The organism is Paraburkholderia hospita, from assembly GCF_002902965.1.
GTDB classification, from domain to species: domain Bacteria; phylum Pseudomonadota; class Gammaproteobacteria; order Burkholderiales; family Burkholderiaceae; genus Paraburkholderia; species Paraburkholderia hospita.
Genome location: NZ_CP026108.1, coordinates 605,784 through 624,712, shown reverse-complemented (window position 1 = coordinate 624,712; position 18,929 = coordinate 605,784). Strand labels below are relative to the sequence as shown.

Here is an 18,929-nt window from a genome sequence, read left to right as displayed (position 1 = left end):
AGGTGCGCGATGACGTGGCAATCGTTGACGGGCGCAAGCGGCGCGTGGAGCGGAGTCGACTGGACGGGGCGCGCCGCGGATACGGCGAGCGCAGACCCGTATCTCACGTGGGCCGATGCGACTGGGTTCGCCGATCTGGGCGGACCGCCCGCAGGCTGGCTGCGCGTGATCATCGAGCTCGAAGAGAACGCGCCGGATGGTTCACCGCTGACTGCGCAGTCGTTCGCGCAGAGTCTCGAAGGTGCCAACGCGGGATGGCAGGCGTGGATACGCGTTTCGTCGATCTATCGCTATCCGCCCGCTGCGCTTGAACAGACCGGCTTTCTGACGGCTGCCGTGAAGAAGCAGTTCTTCAGCGAACTCGATACGACGCTCAAGGGCTTCGTGAAGCGCTTCGAACTCGGTATGCCTGTGGTGCCCGATGATCTGATCGATGCAGCCTCGCCGGGCGCGGCGCAACTCGCGGCGGGCACGGGGCCTGTGTTCGGGCCTGCTGCCTCGTCTTCTGCTGCCGGCGCGAACGCCGGTGCGCCTCAAATGGTGTTTCTCGGCGTGATGGACGATGGCCTTGCGTTCGCGCATGAACGCTTTCGATCCACCGGCGAGCCGTCGACAACGCGAATCGATTACTTCTGGAATCAGGACGACGCAGCGGGCACGCCGCCCGGCCTGCACTACGGACGCGAACTGGCGAAGGCCGATATCGACACGCTGCTGGCGCGCTGCACGCAGCCGGGACAGGTCGATGAAGACACCGTCTACGCGCAGGCGGGCTACATCAACGTGCGCAAGCGCTGGGCGCACGGCACGGAAGTGATGGATCTCGCCGGCGGCTTGCGGCCCAATCCGCTGCATGCCGCGACTCTGCCAGCATCCGCGCGCGAACAGCGCGAAGCACTCGGGAAAGTGAGGCTGATCGGCGTGCAGTTCAGGACGGCGGGGCGCACCGTGCGCGACACGTCGGGGCGCTGGTTCGCCGTGCACGCGCTCGACGCGATGCGCTATATCCTGCGCCGCGCCGACGACCTCGCGAACGGCGCAACGTATTGCGTCGTGCTGAATCTGAGCTACGGCTACATGGCGGGACCGCACGACGGCAGCTCTGTGATCGAACGAGCCATCGACCAGCTGATCGCGCTGCATCCCGATCTGGCCGTCGTCGTGCCTGCGGGGAACAGCAACGTGCTGCGTTGCCATGCGCGTGTCGATCTGATCAACGGCGCGCCGCAAGACCTCACATGGCGTGCACTGCCGGACTGCGCAACGCCCAGCTTTCTGGAGATATGGCTGCCGGAGAACGTGAACCCGTCGACGGTGACGGTGCGGATCAGCACGCCTTCGGGCGACCTCAGCCCCGTGATCTCCGTGAAGACGCTCCATGTCTGGCAAAGCGGCGCCAATGTGCTGTGCACGGCGGTGTATCTCGACCGGGTCGCAACGGGGCAACGCAGCATGATCCTGATCGCGCTCGCGCCGACCATCACCCGTCAGCCCGCGCGCATCGCGGCGCCTGCGGGCAACTGGACCGTGACGGTGTCGAACGATGCGCCGGCGAATGGCTCGCTCGAAATCCACGCATGGGTCCAGCGCAACGAAACGGCCTACGGTTTTCCCATGCGTGGACGCCAGTCGCGTTTCGACGATCCGCGCTACAAACGCTTTGTCGGCGGCATGCATGTGCGGGACTTCGACGACGTCAAGCCCGTGTCATGGATCAGACGCAGCAGCACGCTCAATTCGATTGCGACGGGCGACAGCACCGTGGTGATCGGTGCGTATCGGCGCACGGACGGCACGGCGGCAACGTATTCGTCGACGGGGCCCTCGCTTCGAACGACGGTGCGGGACGGTCCGGATGCAACGGCTATCAGCGAGGATTCGCCCGCGTGCGCGGGCGTGCTGGGCGCGAGCACACGCAGCGGCTCGCTGCTGGCGATCTCGGGAACGAGCGCGGCTGCGCCGCAGGTCGCGCGGTTGCTCGCGTGCGCGAAGGTGCTGGGCAATGCGTTGCCCGTCACCCCGCTTGCGATGCCGCCGTATTCGGTCCGCGACTGGGTCGGGAAGCGGGCGCAGGCGGAAGATCCGGCACCCGCCGGGTTGATGGCGAATCAGATCGGCACCTGCCCCGGCACGGCGAAGCCGCCTGTCGTGCCGCTGGGACAGCATGCGTGGGTGCCCGCGCTGCCCGCCCCGCGCGGCGGCGCGGGGCGCTTTCCTTCGCCGCGATGGAAAAAGCGCGGCGTCGGGCTGTAGCGTGAATGCGCGAGCGTTGAATGCGGAAAGGGGCCGCCGTTGCGGACGGGCCCTCGGTCCGCAGCCGACGTGGGTCGTCGCCTTCGCCGGCCGCTCAGACGGCGACGCGCGCGCCGACTTCAGTTGCCGCCCTTGAACAGTTCTTGCAGGCGATCCGCTTCGCCGTCTCGTTGCGAGCGCACGAGATCCTGATAGACCTCGGCGCGCGTCTTGCCGCGCGGCATGGCCGTGCCGCCCGACATCGACGTCGTCGACATGCCCGGCCCTTCAGAATTGATTACGGTTTCGGGTGTCGCGGTCGACGACACGTTGGTTGTGGTGGCTTCTTGCGCATAGGCTTGCCACGCCGACAGGCAGAGCGCGCCGCCACAGAGGATGAGCACCGTCTTCATTTGAAGCTCCTTACGAACATAACGGCGCATTATCCGGTTGCGCCGGACCGAGAAGAACAGCGTGCGCCGCGTCGCGTTGCAACGGGCATGCACCCTGACCTGTAGACGTGAGCAACCAGCAGGATCTGCGGAGGACAGGATTGACTTCGTTGACACGTGAATTGTGACGCTCGCGTGAGCGCCGCATGAAGGCAGTATGGATGCCGGGTGCAATGCGGCCTATATGACTTTGGTGATAGACGCGTCGGGCGGCGGCGCGCGCCGTATGGCGATTGAAATGGTGGGCGCTTGCGCCGTTCCCGACCATAGGGCCCCGCCCGCGTCACAGGAGAACAAACATGTCCCGTTTTCATGCACGCATCACTGGAAAGGATCAGGCCGCATTGGCCGATCTCGTGACGGGGTAGTCGTCCTTTTCGGGCAAAATCTGGCGGTAGTATCGCGCAGAGCCGCTTGCAGCAAGGCACTGCGTGTCGGCGACTACCGAGCAAACCATGATTGTTAAAGTCATTGATCAGTATGGGTTTTCAGGATCAAAGCGCCAGATTTTGCACGAAAAGGACGACTACCCCTTGATACGCATTGCTAGATCGCGGCCAGAACCAATTCGCAGGGGAAAATATCATGCCCTTTCCAACTTCTCGAAATGCTCGGACCAGACTGTTTCAGATCGCGACGGCCTTTGTCGCACTGTCTGTGACCCTGTTGAATACATTTGCCGACGAACAAGAGGAATGCAATGTTGTCAAAGAGAGTGAATCAAACTGTGGGAGGTCGATTCACGCCGCCCGGCGCGCATTCGGCGAGTTCGCAGCTACAGAGGTATTGGTCAACCCGGCGAGTTTCTTAACCGAGAATTCTTCGTTGAGGACAGCAACTCTGACCTGCGCCAGACAGTGCGCTCCCTCGTCCGTCCATCGCATTTGTCGCTTCTTCGCCATGCGATGGCTGACCACTAGGTTTACCGCGGACTCGGCAATGCTGCTGCTGATCGGTAGCCCCTTGTGATAGGGGTAGTCGTCCTTTTCGTGCAAAATCTGGCGCTTTGATCCTGAAAACCCATACTGATCAATGACTTTAACAATCATGGTTTGCTCGGTAGTCGCCGACACGCAGTGCCTTGCTGCAAGCGGCTCTGCGCGATACTACCGCCAGATTTTGCACGAAAAGGACGACTACCCCATCAAACATTCGTTTCGACGGGGTATCTGGTCAGAATTGAAGGGCGACGTCGGATAAGCGGGGTTCTGTCACATCAAGAGTCACGCGCCGGGTCTTTACTGGATGCATCGTCCAATCCTTCGGTTCCCAGGAGGCCATCCTGGTCTCTCTTTGATCGAGAGAGCCGGTGTCTCGTTTAAGAGCCTGCGCATACATCGTGGCCGCACCATGGAAATCGCCTTTGTGTTCCAGGGCACGACCTAATTCTGCGTATGATGGCGCGAGATCAGGGCGAATGCGAACGGCATGAGTCAACTTCTTGACTGCCTCGTCGTACCGACCGGCCTTGACGAGGGCCTCCCCATAGTCGTGGAGCGTATTCGGATCATGGGGGCGCATGCGATCCGCGCGTTCGAAAGCGGCAAGCGCGTCGTCGTAACGAGTTGCATGCAGGAAGACGTCGCCAAGTAGACGTTCATTTTCGGCCGTTCTTGACTTCTCGTGGGTGCCGGCTATTAGCTCCGAAAGCGCGTCGTCTATCCGATGTTGCTGTTCAAGCGCTATCCCGAGAGTGGCTCTCAAGATTGCAGAATGAGGGTACTCCGAAATCGCATCACGGATTTGCCGTTCGGCCTCCGTGGATCGGTTTTGCGTAATAAGTAACCAGCCTTTCCCAGCCAGAGCCCATTGGCGTTGCGGTGAACCGGGTCTCGCGAGCACGTCTTCATAGATCGCTTCGACCTTGCCGTAATTGCACTTTCTAGGCGAGCATTGAGTTTTTTGTATGGCCGTGGCTTCATGGTTTGCAAGTTCAATAGGTTCCACAAGTTGCATGGCCTTGGTTGCTACGGCATTTACAAAGTCGTCGAGATTCTGGCCGGATTGATGAACATCGCTGGAAATTCCATCGAACTGACCATGTTCAATCCTGATGTGGGCGATGTGTGGTTCAAGGCCGTCGTTAAGTTTTGCGATGCTGATGTGTACAAGTACGTCTTCTCTTCCGAAGACCTTTTTTAGAAAATCAACGACCGACGCATACGACATCTCTTCGCCTGGAATTTTGAAGTCGGATTTTGCGCCGTCGCCGATGTCGGCGTCGTGAGGGATCAGCTCCGATTCGGTGCTGATCTTGCGCATTGCCGATAGGATCCGATCGGAAAGCATCTCGGATGTGTAGCCGCGCTGGAGAAAAGACTGTGGGACAACGACGGGCGGCACCCGCACCTGTCGAGTCAAAGTATCTTGCAGCACCAAAACGCAGAACGGGATAGCAAGCATCAGTATTAGCCAGGCTACGACATAAGGTCCCGTTTCCTTCGGCGCTCGACCGACCAGTCCCAACCACTTCCGAATCCATGCCGGTATTTTCGTGTGGACGGCGTAATGCTTATACTGGATACCGCTGGTTCTTGCTGGGTGCACTTCGCGCCTGGATATATTTCTCGGTCGCCGCATAGTAGTTTCCATGGCGCGCCCCTCGAATGCAGTTGCCGTTGGTCCCGTAAGAACGATATAGCGTGCATGTTTGTGCATGCAATATGTCGGAAGTGATAGCGTCGCTATAGACATGTCGCTATCAGGCATTCTGCAAGACCGTACGTAGCAAGAACGCCGCCGAACCTCGCGGCCGTACGCGACTTCCACCTTTCGTCTGATCAACTCTGTGAGCTTGCCCCGGAAAAACGAATCCCTTGCTGAGCAGGTAAACTCAAGCAAGGAGAAGAACGATGACAAGCAAGGCAAAGCGAGCGCAGTACACGCTCGAGTTCAAGCTGGAAGCGGTGCGACTGGTCAAAGCCGGGCAAAGCATGGCGGCGGTGGCGGCGACACTGAGAGTGGTTGAACAGACGCTGTACAACTGGGTGAAGGCTGACCGGGAAGGCAAGCTGACGGGAGCCGGCACGAAGCCTGTGAGTCCGGAGCAGATGGAGCTGGCGCGGCTGCGTGCCGAAGTGGCTCGCCTGAAGATGGAGCGAGATATTTAAAAAAAGCAGCCGCGTACTTCGCCAAGGAGTCGATGTGAAGTACGCGTTCATCGAGCGCAATCGACACCACTGGCCGGTCTCGGTGCTATGTGAAGTGCTGGAAGTCAGTCCCAGCGGATATCATCAGCGCAGGCAACGCACCGCGCAGGCCAAGCCGCACCGAGGCCGCGTGAGTGACGACGCACTGCTTGCGCACATCAAGACGATTCACACGCAGGTCAGGGGCGAATACGGCTGGCCGCGCATGTGGAAGGAACTGCTCACGCATGGCGTGCGCGTGGGCAAAGAGCGGGTGCGCAAGCTGATGGCGCAGCATGGCATTCGAGCCCGGCACAAGCGCAAGTACATCGCGACGACAAACTCGAACCACGATTTGCCGGTTGCGCCAAATCTGCTGGAGCGCAATTTCACTGCAACTGCACCGAACCAGGTCTGGACGACCGACATCACGTATCTGGCGACAGCCGAGGGCTGGGTGTACCTCGCGGTCATCATCGACCTGTTCAGCCGGCAGGTGGTGGGCTGGTCGATGCAGCCGCACATGAAGGCTGAACTGGTCACGGACGCATTGCGCATGGCGTGGTTCCGACGCCGCCCTGAAGCCGGCGTAATCGTGCATAGCGACAGGGGCAGCCAGGGCGGATTCAACCGGTCGTCGCAACACTAGACTATTGAACAGATTTTAGATACTCATCCAGAGCTTCGGCAGGTGTCTTCCAACCAAGCGTTTTCCGGGGCCTAGTATTCAGTGCATTGGCAACGGACTGGATCTCTCGAGCGCTCCACCTGGATAGGTCTGTGCCCTTTGGAAAGTATTGTCGCAGAAGGCCGTTCGTGTTCTCGTTCGTGCCACGCTGCCATGGACTGTGCGGGTCGGCGAAGAATACCTTTACCCCGGACTCGACGGTGAATCGGGCGTGATCGGATAGTTCCTTGCCACGATCCCAAGTCAATGACCGCCACAACTGGGCAGGCATATCGGTCACGGTATTCTTGAGCGCATTGGCCATCGTGACAGCTCCGTATCCCGCCAGCGCGGGGCCGTTCTTCGTCCGGGGAGTCAACCCATAGCCTTTCTCCCGAGGCAGGTGTACGAGCATGGTGAAACGGCTTGACCTCTCCACCAGCGTTCCAATAGCAGATCGGTTCAGACCAATGATCAGATCACCCTCCCAATGCCCCGGCACAGCACGATCCTGCACTTCTGCAGGCCGGCTAGAGATCATCACATCCTCGCTAACGTGCGCCCAGGCCTTGGCTTGTGCCCTGGCCCTCGGTACGCGCAACGCCCGCCCTGTGCGAAGACAGCTGACAAGCTCGCGCTTGAGAGCACCTCGGCCCTGGATATAGAGAGCCTGGTAAATGGCTTCGTGAGAGATGCGCATGGATTCGTCATCCGGGAAGTCGGTCTGCAGCCGGTTGGAAATCTGTTCGGGCGACCAACCATTGACCCATTTACGGTCACTTCGATGCGGTTTGTTTCTCCCTTTGAACGGCGCTTGCCGAGGCCCAGTAATCTCACGGCCATCAGCGTCGCGAACCTTGCCCTCCAGACGGTCTTGCACGTAGTGGTGCAGCCGTGGGTTAGTCACCAGTTTCGACGGTTTGGGTCTTTTGGCAACCAGTTCCGCCTTCCACTGCGCAACCGAAGCCCGATACTCAAGCTGGCCGCTACGAGTTGCAGCGTTACGTGTCAGTTCACGGGAGACCGTTGACGGGCTGCGTCCGATACGGCGAGCGATCTCGCGTACTCCAACGCCTTGGAACGAAAGTAGCCCAATCTCTTCTCGCTCCGCGAACGACAAGTACCTCCCGGATAATGGCTTCGACATGAAAAGTGGCATGCCGCCATTATGACGGAACCAGCGAGTGCCTACCGCTTGCGACACGCCAACCGCCTCTGCAGCACTCTCACTTGTAATCCCTGTCGCGATTTGCTCCCAAAATCGCCGCTCGATCTCACGCCGATGCGACGGCGCACCTGGCGAGCGCATCGCTGCTCGTCCTGTCAACTTACGCATCCACCCCGCTGGTCGTCCCATAAACACCTCCTCGATCAAAGGTGTTGCGACGACCAGTTGAATCCGCCCAGTATTGCAGCGGCCTGTTTCAGGACACGTTGAAGGCCTATGGCATGCGTTCGTCAATGAGCCGGCGCGGCGATTGTTGGGATAACGCGCCAACTGAAAGTCTATGGGGTTCGCTAAAGGTCGCACGTATGCATGGGCGGCACTTCGCCACGCGGCGTGCCGCAATGGATGAAGTGATTGATTGGCTCGGCTTTTACAATGCGCGGCGCCTACACTCGACGCTCAACTACGTCAGCCCCATGACGTTCGAGAAAAACTGGGCCGCAGTTCAGCGAGGCGAAGCGGCCTGATTTCCGTGGCTATGGGATTCGTCAAACAGGGGCAAGGTTACTGAGCGTCCTATCTCTCAGAATTTCTTGAATTGCAAGAATCTTGTGCCAAGTTGAAGATTATGAGGCGGTGGTCTAACGCATCGTAGCGGACGCATACGTTTGAATTTTTTGCCAAGCCGTTGAGAATGGTACATAACGGATAAGTAAGCGAGTCTACGGTTCAGCGCCTCGGGGTGGCCATTGAAGAAAGATGGTTTTTTCATAGCGATAAGTTGAGGACGTCTCTCGGCCGCCGACAGCTCGCCGGTTGGTTGGCAACTCCGAACTTTCACTCACGGTTGGGCTTATCGGATCTGTTGGGACGGCATTTGAACCTTCTGATCGAAAGTTCTGTACAACCTGAGCAGCTAACTTGCCCGTACCGCATGAGTGGACACCAACATTGTGAGGATGTTAGGAAACGTTCGTTGCCGTACTTGCCTCCACGCCCAAGAAACTAGAAGCGGTGTATCGATAGGACGAAGGTCCTCTGGTTTTTGTCGCCTCGACTTCAGCCTATTCCCGAGATGAACACTTCCGGGGCGAGTCTTAAAGGACAAGCGCTACCTCGCAAAAGTCGGTAGCGCCTGGTGACAGTTCAAGACCCATTCGTAGCCTGGAACTGAGGATGGTAAAGCTCCTGACTAAATGTCCCGCTGGGGCCAAACCCGGTACATGCGCCGATGTCCTTCGTTACGTAAGAGCCTGAACAAGAGCTTTAATATCTGGGACGCCCAACCCGGTGACCATATCGTATCCTTCCGCGGCGCTATAGGCACCGTTACTTCCCGAAACAATGTCTCGGAAACAGGGGGTGTTGCCCAGCGGATAGATCAATGGATTAAGAAACGGAAGAAACGGTTTCGCTGCATTTTCTCGTGCCTCGTTGATCAACGCGCAGAATCCCGTCCATACCGGGGCGCTCCAGCTAGTCCCGCCAATCTGGTGCGCTTTCCCGTGCAGGATGACCAATGCGCCCGCATTCGGATCCGCAGTGACGCTGACGTCGGGGACCAGACGGTTTGTGCCGGCAGGGACGCCGTCTCCCTTTTGCCAGGACGGGCGTCCAAACAGGATGCTCTTTCCGCCACCGCCATCTGGCCATCCCGTTTCGCGGCTTACGGAACCATCGGAAGCGAGAATGAGTGTTGTTCCGCCGACGCCGATCACACAGGGATCGGACGATGCAAATTCAGCCTGCAGCGGCCCATCTGAGGCGTGTCCGGTAGAGTCTGGATTTGAACCAGCATCACCAGTGGAAACGAAGACGTTTACACCCGCCGCCGCAAGCCTGAGGAATCGCTGGTGTTGGCTTCGAACGATACCTTGTTGCATGAAGGTTTCGCCCAGCCCAAGGCTTATAGAGAGTTGCCGCATACTCGGGAGCTCTGCCACATCAGCCAAAATCCGGTCGAGTGCGCGATCCAGATCGGCAAACTGCAATGTGCCGCTGGCATAGATACGAATCTGCGCGTCGGGCGCAATTCCGCTGGTCCACTGCGCGTCAAGCGTTTCCTCGCCTTCGGTAGGTGGCAGGGTTGCTCCGTTGACGTTGATTTTGGTTACCTGGTTGATGGAAGTCGAAAGACCGTTACGTTGCCAGAATTTCTGCAAGTCGGTATCGGCTGGGAATGTGTCGATGAGGATTGCAATGACCTGTCCTTTTCCCGTGAGGTTTAGTCCATCGGCGTTGTAAGCCGCAAGAATCTCACTAACGAGATAGGGCGGTGAATTGGCAACATTCGGGGCGCTTGTCGGCTCGCCGGTGTTGCTTTGTGGATCTGTAGGTTCAAATCGATTCGTTGGTGTGATACGTCGGAAATGCTTATGGGCGTGGAAGCAGGGTTGTAAGCCGAGAATCGCATGGACGCCGGTCGAAACATCGGATGGCAAACTCGGTGCGTCTTTTGCAACCGTGTAGGTGATTCCATCTCTGGTAACCCGAACCATATTGACTTGCAGGCTATTTTCGATCTGCTTGACGGTGGCATGCGTCACGACGCGTGTGCGATCGTTCGACACTTCATCGATCTTGAACCCTTCAGACTTCAAGTATGCGACCAACGGATCTATTTCCGACTCAGGCACTGCGTATTTCGAGTTCAGTTCACTAACAGGAACAACGTCGCCGTTCGCCACTCGAGACTCCAGTTCCTGACGCAGGCTATCGTCGATTCCTAACGCGAAGGTGACTTTCATTTCGTCACTGTCGTGCGACGGACTCCTCGCATTAACCTTGAGAGCATTTGGCGTTGGACCAGGCTGAGAGGGCAGTGCCGCAACACTGTCGTGGAACAGTTTTCGATTCATGATGCTATCTCCGTAAAAGGATGTCTGGGCTATTGCGTCCTGGAATGACTCAAGGCGCCGGTCCCCTACAACCAGACTGGGTAGGATGGAAACAACTTGCACGGCAAGCTTGTGACATTTATTCACCTGTCACAGCGGAACCAGAAGCCCCCGATCTTCACGGAATAAATCCCATAAATTTTTACATGAGCTCGACCTCGAAAATCAGTAAGCGACCGTCGAGTAGCTAACCAAACCAATTGCCATGGGCCGCGTTTTGACCTCCGGGCTCTTACTGAGGGTCCGCTTTGTCTGGAAAGAACACGAAGTGGTCACGACATCAAGGCTTCGCCACGTATACTGCTCGCGCTTGGGAGGGCGCTCGCAGCGGCAGAACCGTGAGGGCATGAGCTGAGCACATGTGGAATTCTTGACAAACGGTCCGCCCGAGCCAACTCGTAAATCAATACGACTCGCTCCTACATAGAACGAGGATACAGCTATCGATTTGCACCGGCGTGAATGACAGCCCACGTCGCTATCGCGCTGGCAGCGGTTGTGAGCGCACCATATTTCATATAGATGGACGCAGCCACGTGCTTTGCCTGTTCGATCTGATTCGTCGGATTCGGGATCTGCGGATCGGAAGCGTTGCGTATCGAATACCAGCGAATGTCTGGCATCGACTGGAGAGCATAGGCGACCATGGCATCGCCCATCTCGCAGGCTAGGCCGAGCCCATTTAGTTCGTAGTGGTTTGTCGAGTCGTCGAAAGCAAAGAAGTCAGTGGTGACGACGGTCGTAAAAGAGGTCGCAAAAACCTGCGGCGAACTCCTCGCACCTACGATGGGGGCCGCGTTGACGGACGTGAGCGCGGGCGTGATTGCCGCAAGTGCTCCCTCGGGCAGGACTGCAGCCTGATAGCTGCTATTGGCCCATTGTTCCCGCGAAAACTGCGATCTGCAATCGAACCGAGCCTTTGCAGCGATAACGACATCGCCAAGCCGCACGTCGCTTCCGATTGCGCCGGCCGTCCCCGTTGTGATGAAGAGTCTCGGCTTGATTGCCTGGGCGATCTCCTCCATTAGGCGTCTCACCGGCGTTGCCGGTCCGTCGTAGTCGAGGTGAAGCCCTGACTTGAAAAGCAATACACGAGCGTCGCCGATCTTACAAGGAAAATACAATCCAAGGCTGTGACGATAGCGGGCCATTTCAGCTCCATTGCTGTTGAACGGAGCTTTTACGCCGGTAACGAGTGGAATGTACGACTCGACGTCATGCCGGTACTCGTACCATGCAGATGTCGGGAACTCCGGGGTGAAAAGCGTCGCAAGTGCAGTTGCTTCAGCGGCCGTCCACGTGACCACGACGGCATCATAACCATGAAAGCGTGTCAAGTCGTCGGCTTCATCAGGGGAGGCGTGAAGAGGCGCCGGCGTTGGTGCGGTTCCCTCGGGCCATGGAATCGGACGCGGTAGCGCTTCGGACGGTTCAGCCATTGTCGTGGCCTGAAAACGTGCGTGCGGCGACGCCGGGTCAAAATTAAGGATGACGTCATCGACGTCGAAGCTGGAGTTCATCGTGTGGCCCTCTATCTTGTTCGGATGCTCTCATTCATATGTGAGAGCTATGAGTAGAACTTTTAACGAAAACCTACTTAGAGAAAGCACGTGCTAGACATCTCAACCCGACGAAATGTGTCGGTTTCGTCCACGGCGCGCACGCTTTTGGAGCTTTGAAATCCGTTATAGGTCATGTATCGCGCGTCGGAGGCATAGAAGTGAGTGCTGCCGCACATAGTTGCGGTAGCAGTTCAGCTAGAAGTTCCGCTGTTTAAATAACCGAAACGACTGTAGAGCTTTTCATATTTAATGGCTTTTTATTCTAAGGTTCTCCGCGCGATGATTTTTGAAGGTTGAGAGATATTCTCAATTGAAGCGCCACGTGCAAAAAGAACTTCCCCCTTTGATGGCGAATCCGATTGCCGACGTCAAGGTTCGCGGCAACTGCCGCTCGACGGTACTCGACGTGTCGCACGCCTTTCCCGAGGGCAAGTGGATGCTGCTGCGGACACAATCGCTCACTGGCTCGAGTGGTATGGGGCGGCCGTTGCCGCACCTCCGCGCCTACTCTGGAATCGGTTCTTTGAGATCGGCGCAGTCTGCCAGATTGAGACATACAGCTTTCCGAGACAGGTAGCGTCTTTCAATTCGCAGAACGGTACACGTCATCTTCAGAATCTCTTCAGGTTTGTTTGACGAAAATTCCTTTTACCCTTTCGATTCTGAATTCCTCCGCGCAACGCTTTTGGAAGGGTGGGAGCCAGGCGCGATTAAACTAAGAGACGGTGTCACAAACATTGCTCGGCACGGCATTGTCACGTTGACGGCGCAGTCGCGTAAGATGGCGCGATGAAAAAGACAAAATCGCTCTATCACGGTGACCGTTTCGCCGCTGTCGTGATCAGCTGCGCGGTGCGCTCGCATTTCCGGTTCAACCTGAGTCTGCGGGACATTGAGGAGTTGCTGTTTGAGCGCGGTGTGACCGTGACCTACGAGACGATCCGCCGATGGTGCGAAAAGTTCGGCGCAGGCTTCGTGTATCGCGTCCATTTCGCACGCTCGCCAACTTGACAAAGCGGATCAAGTGACCCCACAACGGTAGGCAATAGTCAACGCGAAAACTGCAACTCGCGTGAGCACTGTTTCGCTTACGTTCACTGGCAGTATGGAACCTTATCTGTCTGCACGATGAAGTACACAGATTGACGAAATTCTCTTGGAATCGAGGGACGCTCTCCTATACTTCGCGACATCCACAAAGTAAAACACCTTCAATAAACTGAATCCCGATCGCCGCGACGTGTACGTCACCGGCAGCGTCGCAACGGCGAATCACGGATCATCGCGATCAGGGTGAGAACCCTTCGCATCGCTCACCGCACGTCGTGTCACGGATGACGCACAAGACGGTTTTCGACGTGACCATGTCGGCAGCCTGGTACGCGTTCGGGCGTTGCTTTTTCCGCTCCAGGCCGACAGCGGACGCGTCCGGCAATAAGTATGGAGATCTGCGATGAGCACAACTGCAAAGAAGGAAGTTCCCCCCGATCAACCCCTTGCCGACACGACCCCTTACGGTTACGGCCCGGACGATTCCATCAGCGAAGCCCATGAAGATGCCGCGATTACTCACCACACACTGAATATCAACGGAAAATCAATCGCCTATACGGCGCGAGCTGGTCACCTTGTCACGACCGATACGTACAGTTCACGCTCAGGCGCAAAGCTATTCTACGTGTCATTCACGGCCGACGATGCGACGCCATCGACCCGACCGGTGACATTTTTCTATAACGGCGGCCCTGGTTCGTCGTCGGTTTTTCTGCTGTTGGGTTCTTTCGGACCGAGGCGGATCAAAACGAGTATGCCGGACTTCACGCCACCGGCGCCTTATACGCTCGAAGACAACCCGGACAGTCTGCTTGATCTCACTGACCTGGTGTTTATCGATCCGGTTGGCACGGGCTACTCGACGGCGATCGAGCCTCATACCAACAAGGATTTCTGGGGCGTGGATGAAGACGCAGCCTGTATCAAGCAGTTCATCAAGCGTTATCTGACCGCCTTTAACCGGTGGAATTCTCCGAAATATCTGTTTGGAGAATCATATGGAACACCGCGTACCTGTGTGCTCACCTGGATGCTACACGAGGATGGCGTTGATCTGAACGGTATTGTCCTGCAATCGTCGATTCTCGATTACTCGCAGGCGAGCAACCCGATCGGGCTCCTGCCGACCTTTGCAGCCGATGCCTGGTTCCACAAGAAAGTCGCCGTGTCGCCCGCTCCAGCGGATCTGCCCGGCTTCATGGAGCAGGTGGAGGCATTTGCGACGGGGTCCTATGTTGAGGCGTTCAACGCCTTCCCCAATGTCGCACCGGACGTCCTCAAACAGATGAGTGACATGCTCGGCATTCCGCCCGAGGTCCTGAAGTACTGGCAGCTCAATCCGTCAATGGGAAATGGCTCGGCGTTCCTGACGAGTCTGCTGCTGGACGAAGGGTTGGCTGTCGGCGCATATGACGGCCGCGTGACGGGCGAAGACACTGGCATTGCCGAGTTTATTTCACCCGACTCCGGCGGCAACGACCCCACGATGGCAGCCGTGAGCGGCGTCTACACAGCAATGTGGAACGTATACCTCAACGACGAGTTGCAATACACATCCATTTCGCCTTTCATGGACCTGAATGACCAGGCTTTCGCAAACTGGAACTTCAGCCACGTCGATCCTACGGGCGCGGAAAGGGGCGGTGGCGGGAGTCTCTATACCGCCGGAGATCTGGCCGCTGCGATGGCCGTCAATCCTTACCTGAGGGTGTTTTCCGCAAACGGTTATTACGATGCGGTGACACCGTTTTTCCAGACCCTGATCAATTTCCAGACGATGCCGCTCGATAGCGCGCAGATCCAGAGCAATCTGACTGCAAAAAATTATCCATCGGGCCATATGGTCTATCTCGATAATGCGTCGCGCACGGCGATGAAGGCGGATCTCTCGACCTTTTACGGAAATGCGGAAGCGCATGTTGAGGCGATCAAGGCAGCAATCAAACCTGAGCAGAAGGCCATATCTGGCGCCGTCAAATATCGCAAACGTTCGAGCCGCACGCCGTACTGAGCCTTTCACAAACCATTCAGCAGAATCGCCGAGTGAGGCAATCGTGAACGTATCGTATCGCAAGCTGATCGGCAGTGAGGCGCGTCATGCCTGGCGCAAAAGAACTGGCGCAGGCCATTGCGCATGGCGTCATTGAAGTGACGCTGAAGCTCAGGCGCGAGCAGGTGTCAAGCTCTTCAATTACGCGCACGCGAGCGGGAACCTGCGTCACCTTGTCGATGTCCTCTCGTCGACCGAGAGCAAGATGGGCGAGTGTAGGCGGTTATCGCCGGTCCCGGATACGACGCGGTATCGGGATGGGGCACGCCGGATGGGCAGGCTCTACCGGATGCGATCAGGGCAACCCTGTCGTCGACCACGCCTGCACCGTCACCTGCATCGTCTGTGTGATCTGCATCGCCTGTGGCGACTTCGTGACTTGCATCATCATCCGTGAGGAGGAAAACATGGCAAGTGCGAGACAATCATGGTGATTTTCCACGGCGAAAGCCTCAATGTGCTGTACCGCCCTACTGCGTCACGGTTGACAGTGAACAGGATTTCAATTCTCTGCTTGTTGCAGGACGGATCCGCTTCAACTTTACGTCGCATGGATTCGCGAACGTCAATCGTCGCGTGACAGTAGCAGAGGCACCGAGCGGCCCAATTGCATCAACGAGTCTGAGCAGCGGTGGAGGATAGCGCACCATTATAGGGTGATGACATTGGGACACTGAAGCCTATGTTCCTCAAGAAATAAGTGGTGCCGCTCGTCAAAGAAAGGCATTGTCCGAATAGAGAAATCGCATGAATTTAAGCATACCTTAAGCGGTTCGTTTAGTTTTCTGAAACCGTGCTGGAGTCTCAAGTAACACGGTCGGTCGTGGCCAATTATCTGAGTCCACACTGTATCGGAGGACGCCGTCTGCATCAGAAGGCCTGCCTTGTTGTCGAAGCCGTGCGAGTCAACGAAGAGAGGGCGACGTTTTGACGGATGCAGTTGGAGGATATATCGTCTCGTTTCCAATTTGATCGACGCCAACCGTTTACCTTTACGTGTGCAGCGATTCGAGGTTGTCCGTCAGATATCGAGTGGCTTGGGTGGCGATTTGACGCGCGGTGCTGTTTGGGCTTATTTAAATCATTCCGGGCGAAGGTGTAGCGGGGACATAATGCGGGCGCTGCGATCACATTGTTTCTTGATTGATAGCGAGCGGAGGCGACAGTTTCTCCGCCTTGAACCTTATTTTCTTCAGCACGCTGCACGATGGTATGCAGACTGACGTGTTGCGGCCATTGTCAAGCCACGGAAATAACATCGTACTGACTACTCGTAGCGGACATGTCAGATCGATATCCGTTCGACGAACGGTACATCAAAAAAACGACTTGGAAACGACAGATGTTCTCCTATACTTCGCGACATTCACGCACTCGATATCCAATTAAGTGAATGAACGTTGTATCGATGTTTGCATCAGCCCAACATGGGTAGCCTCGCATTCTAGCCAGATCCATCAAAAGTGGTGAGGATTTGGAGATCAGTTATGCACGCGACGACGACGGAGACTCCGCCCGATCAAGTGCACGCTGGGCAACGCCGTACAGGGTATGGTCGCACGATTCGACCTGCAAATTCTCTGCGATGGCCGTCGACGTACATATCCTCCTGGGATGCGCCTCGCCGGCGCCGTGACTCTGGGCAGACTTGCTATGCCCACCGATCCCTCATCGCGGGATAGCAATGCGAAGCGATCTGCGCCGACCTACGGAAACGTAGTACGAGCGTCTATGGCAACAGTTCAATCAGGAGGGTTCCAATCATGAAAGCCACGGAGTTCCAGCCACCATCATCAGTGCGCGTCTCGGCTACAAGGGCGCTCAAGAACGCCAGGCACCTGCAGAAAATCGCGCCGCACGTGATGCCGCGAAAGGAGCCTACTGGCGGGTTCGGCAGCATCATCCCAATCCGAATACTCGCGCAGCTTCATCGGCCAGACAGACGCGCCGCCCTGATGCGCAACCCGCGTCTGGCAGCAATGATCGGCCCGTCGGAATTTCCCGAGAGCGGCAATACGGCAGTTGATGCGCTTTTCAGCGGTGTTCTCTCCTTCGCCCATATCCTCTTTACGATCCAGGATCAGAATAATGCGGTTCTCGAAGTCAGCAGTGCGGACGTGCAGACTGCCATCGACTATGCGCTTAAAGCATCGGTTCCGATCTCGGAATATGCGACACAGTACGGCCCGAACAGCATTGGCGTGTCAAGCGATCCGATCGATTTCGCGGTGACGCTCCCGACAGCCCTTTACAACGATGCCCAGCTTCAGGGCTGGGTAAACCAGTTTGTCTCGGATAATGGCTTGCCGTCGAACGCCTGTGTCGTGATTCTCAATCCGACCTCGATCGTCAACACCGATGCAGATCCGGCTCAGGGCATCGGCGGCTACCACGGACTTGCCAACGTGCCTTATTGTTTCGTCAATACTTTCGGGCAGAACCTCACTATCGACGACCGCGGCAACCTCTACGCCCAGGTGCTGAGCCATGAAATTGCAGAAATGGCGGTCGATCCCCGAGTAGATGGCCAAAATCCGGAGGTTTGCGATGCCTGCGGTCCGAACTGCCAGACCGTCTATCTGGACTATTTCGACGAGCGGGGTGCCTATATGCAGACTTCTCAGGCGTTGCCTCCTGCTTTCGCCTACAGCTTCTTCATCAACGCGATTGTCCAACCAGCATCCGCAACCACCTGTCCCGCGCCCGGCAGTGCCTGTGCGTACTCGCCGTCACCGCTGTTCATGGCGTGGAAAGGTGTACAGGACGATCAGGGCATCTGGTTCTCGACTGATTTCGGTGGTGGCTGGGCACCACAAGAGAACGTGGCGGGAATTGGCACGAGCTTCAGGCCGGCGCTGGCCTCCTACAACTTCTTTGATTCTTTTACCGAGACCACGCAGATCCACATGGCCTGGAAAGGCATCGAGGGTGACCAGGGCATCTGGTTCATCAAGTTCGATGGCAATCCCCAACAGCAAGTCCCCGGCGTAGGTACAAGCGTCGGACCATCGCTTGCTGTCTACAACGACCTGCTTTATATGGCTTGGAAGGGCGTCGTGGGTGATCAGGGCATCTGGTTCACGACCTACGACGGGAGCACCTGGGCGCCACAGCAAAACATTCCCGGCATCGGAACCAGCGTCGGGCCGTCGCTCGCGGTTTTCAATGGTCTTCTGTATATGGTGTGGAAAGGAATCGAGGGTGATCAGGGCATCTGGTTTTCTTCTTTCGATGGCAACAACTGGGCGCCGCAGCAGAACATCGCAGGTGTCGGCACCAGCGTGGGACCTGCTCTTGCGGCCTATGATGGTCTTCTGAACATGGTATGGAAGGGAATCGAAGGTGACCAGGGGATCTGGTTCTCCACCTTCGATGGTAACAACTGGGCACCTCAGGAGAACATCGCTGGGATCGGCACCAGCGTTGGGCCATCTCTTGCGGTTTACGAGGATCTGCTCTACATGGCCTGGAAGGGAATCGAGGGTGACCAGGGCATCTGGTTCTCCACCTTCGACGGCAATAGTTGGGCGCCACAGCAAAACATTGCCGGGGTCGGTAGCAGCGTTGGTCCAGCGCTTTTGCCCGCATTCCCCCTGCCCGCGATCGGTCAATCTGCGGCCTCCAGGACGAGGCGGGAACCCGAGAAGACCGATCTGATGATGGCAAAGTAGCGATGTCCTTATAGGTAGCTTCCGTCGATTTACAGCTGGCGATCATGTG

General features: G+C 57.2%; 9 protein-coding genes and 3 pseudogenes. 6 read left to right on the top strand and 6 right to left on the bottom strand.

The features are described 5' to 3' along the window. The first annotated feature begins 9 nt into the window (after positions 1–9). Positions 10–2,253, top strand: a complete 2,244-nt coding sequence (locus tag C2L64_RS47230; RefSeq protein ID WP_103154157.1) for a S8 family serine peptidase — start codon at positions 10–12, stop codon at positions 2,251–2,253. A gap of 119 nt (positions 2,254–2,372) precedes the next feature. Here the strand turns inward: C2L64_RS47230 and C2L64_RS47225 are convergent, their stop codons facing one another. From C2L64_RS47225 to C2L64_RS47215, 3 genes are all read right to left on the bottom strand, one after another. Next, positions 2,373–2,645 carry a hypothetical protein gene (locus C2L64_RS47225; protein ID WP_103154156.1) on the bottom strand — a complete coding sequence of 91 codons (273 nt, stop codon included), beginning with the start codon at positions 2,643–2,645 and terminating at the stop codon, positions 2,373–2,375. 779 nt (positions 2,646–3,424) lie between these two features. Further along, positions 3,425–3,733, bottom strand: coding sequence for a hypothetical protein (locus C2L64_RS47220; RefSeq protein ID WP_158660627.1), 309 nt, complete (start codon positions 3,731–3,733; stop codon positions 3,425–3,427). 124 nt (positions 3,734–3,857) lie between these two features. Then, positions 3,858–5,087 carry a tetratricopeptide repeat protein gene (locus tag C2L64_RS47215; protein ID WP_158660626.1) on the bottom strand — a complete coding sequence of 410 codons (1,230 nt, stop codon included), beginning with the start codon at positions 5,085–5,087 and terminating at the stop codon, positions 3,858–3,860. Positions 5,088–5,536: 449 nt separating this feature from the next. On the opposite strand from C2L64_RS47215, the pseudogene C2L64_RS47210 reads away from it, so the two are divergent. Continuing rightward, positions 5,537–6,431 (top strand): annotated as a pseudogene (locus C2L64_RS47210) (IS3-like element ISBxe2 family transposase); the annotation flags it as partial. 31 nt (positions 6,432–6,462) lie between these two features. On the opposite strand, the gene C2L64_RS47205 reads toward C2L64_RS47210, so the two are convergent. Continuing rightward, positions 6,463–7,815, bottom strand: a complete 1,353-nt coding sequence (locus C2L64_RS47205) for an IS30 family transposase (RefSeq protein WP_103154380.1) — start codon at positions 7,813–7,815, stop codon at positions 6,463–6,465. A 65-nt stretch (positions 7,816–7,880) separates the two neighbouring features. Here C2L64_RS47205 and C2L64_RS47200 point away from each other — a divergent pair. Next, a pseudogene (locus C2L64_RS47200) lies at positions 7,881–8,174 on the top strand (integrase core domain-containing protein); the annotation flags it as partial. Between the two features lie 714 nt (positions 8,175–8,888). Here the strand turns inward: C2L64_RS47200 and C2L64_RS47195 are convergent. Together C2L64_RS47195 and C2L64_RS47190 are read right to left on the bottom strand one after the other, a co-directional pair. Next, entirely contained in the window at positions 8,889–10,505 is a 1,617-nt protein-coding gene (locus C2L64_RS47195) for a S53 family peptidase (protein ID WP_208648317.1), read from the bottom strand. A 479-nt stretch (positions 10,506–10,984) separates the two neighbouring features. Next, positions 10,985–12,064: a phosphorylase family protein gene (locus tag C2L64_RS47190; protein WP_103154153.1), complete on the bottom strand. Its 1,080-nt coding sequence runs from the start codon at positions 12,062–12,064 to the stop codon at positions 10,985–10,987. Between the two features lie 831 nt (positions 12,065–12,895). Between C2L64_RS47190 and C2L64_RS47185 the strand changes: the two are divergent. From C2L64_RS47185 to C2L64_RS47170, 3 genes and pseudogenes are all read left to right on the top strand, one after another. Next, a pseudogene (locus C2L64_RS47185) lies at positions 12,896–13,081 on the top strand (IS6 family transposase); the annotation flags it as partial. 478 nt (positions 13,082–13,559) lie between these two features. Continuing rightward, a complete protein-coding gene (locus C2L64_RS47180; RefSeq protein ID WP_103154152.1) occupies positions 13,560–15,170 on the top strand; it encodes a S10 family peptidase in 1,611 nt (536 codons plus the stop codon). A 1,802-nt stretch (positions 15,171–16,972) separates the two neighbouring features. Then, positions 16,973–18,880 (top strand): hypothetical protein, encoded by a 1,908-nt coding sequence (locus tag C2L64_RS47170; RefSeq protein WP_103154150.1) that lies wholly within the window; start codon positions 16,973–16,975, stop codon positions 18,878–18,880. Positions 18,881–18,929 lie beyond the last annotated feature (49 nt).

Bases quoted from the DNA above. Each gene is read 5' to 3' on its own strand.
- C2L64_RS47230 (WP_103154157.1), top strand. From the start codon at position 10: ATGACGTGGCAATCGTTGACGGGCGCAAGCGGCGCGTGGAGCGGAGTC.
- C2L64_RS47225 (WP_103154156.1), bottom strand. From the start codon at position 2,645: ATGAAGACGGTGCTCATCCTCTGTGGCGGCGCGCTCTGCCTGTCGGCG.
- C2L64_RS47220 (WP_158660627.1), bottom strand. From the start codon at position 3,733: ATGATTGTTAAAGTCATTGATCAGTATGGGTTTTCAGGATCAAAGCGC.
- C2L64_RS47215 (WP_158660626.1), bottom strand. From the start codon at position 5,087: ATGCTTGCTATCCCGTTCTGCGTTTTGGTGCTGCAAGATACTTTGACT.
- C2L64_RS47205 (WP_103154380.1), bottom strand. From the start codon at position 7,815: ATGCGTAAGTTGACAGGACGAGCAGCGATGCGCTCGCCAGGTGCGCCG.
- C2L64_RS47195 (WP_208648317.1), bottom strand. From the start codon at position 10,505: ATGAATCGAAAACTGTTCCACGACAGTGTTGCGGCACTGCCCTCTCAG.
- C2L64_RS47190 (WP_103154153.1), bottom strand. From the start codon at position 12,064: ATGAACTCCAGCTTCGACGTCGATGACGTCATCCTTAATTTTGACCCG.
- C2L64_RS47180 (WP_103154152.1), top strand. From the start codon at position 13,560: ATGAGCACAACTGCAAAGAAGGAAGTTCCCCCCGATCAACCCCTTGCC.
- C2L64_RS47170 (WP_103154150.1), top strand. From the start codon at position 16,973: ATGAAAGCCACGGAGTTCCAGCCACCATCATCAGTGCGCGTCTCGGCT.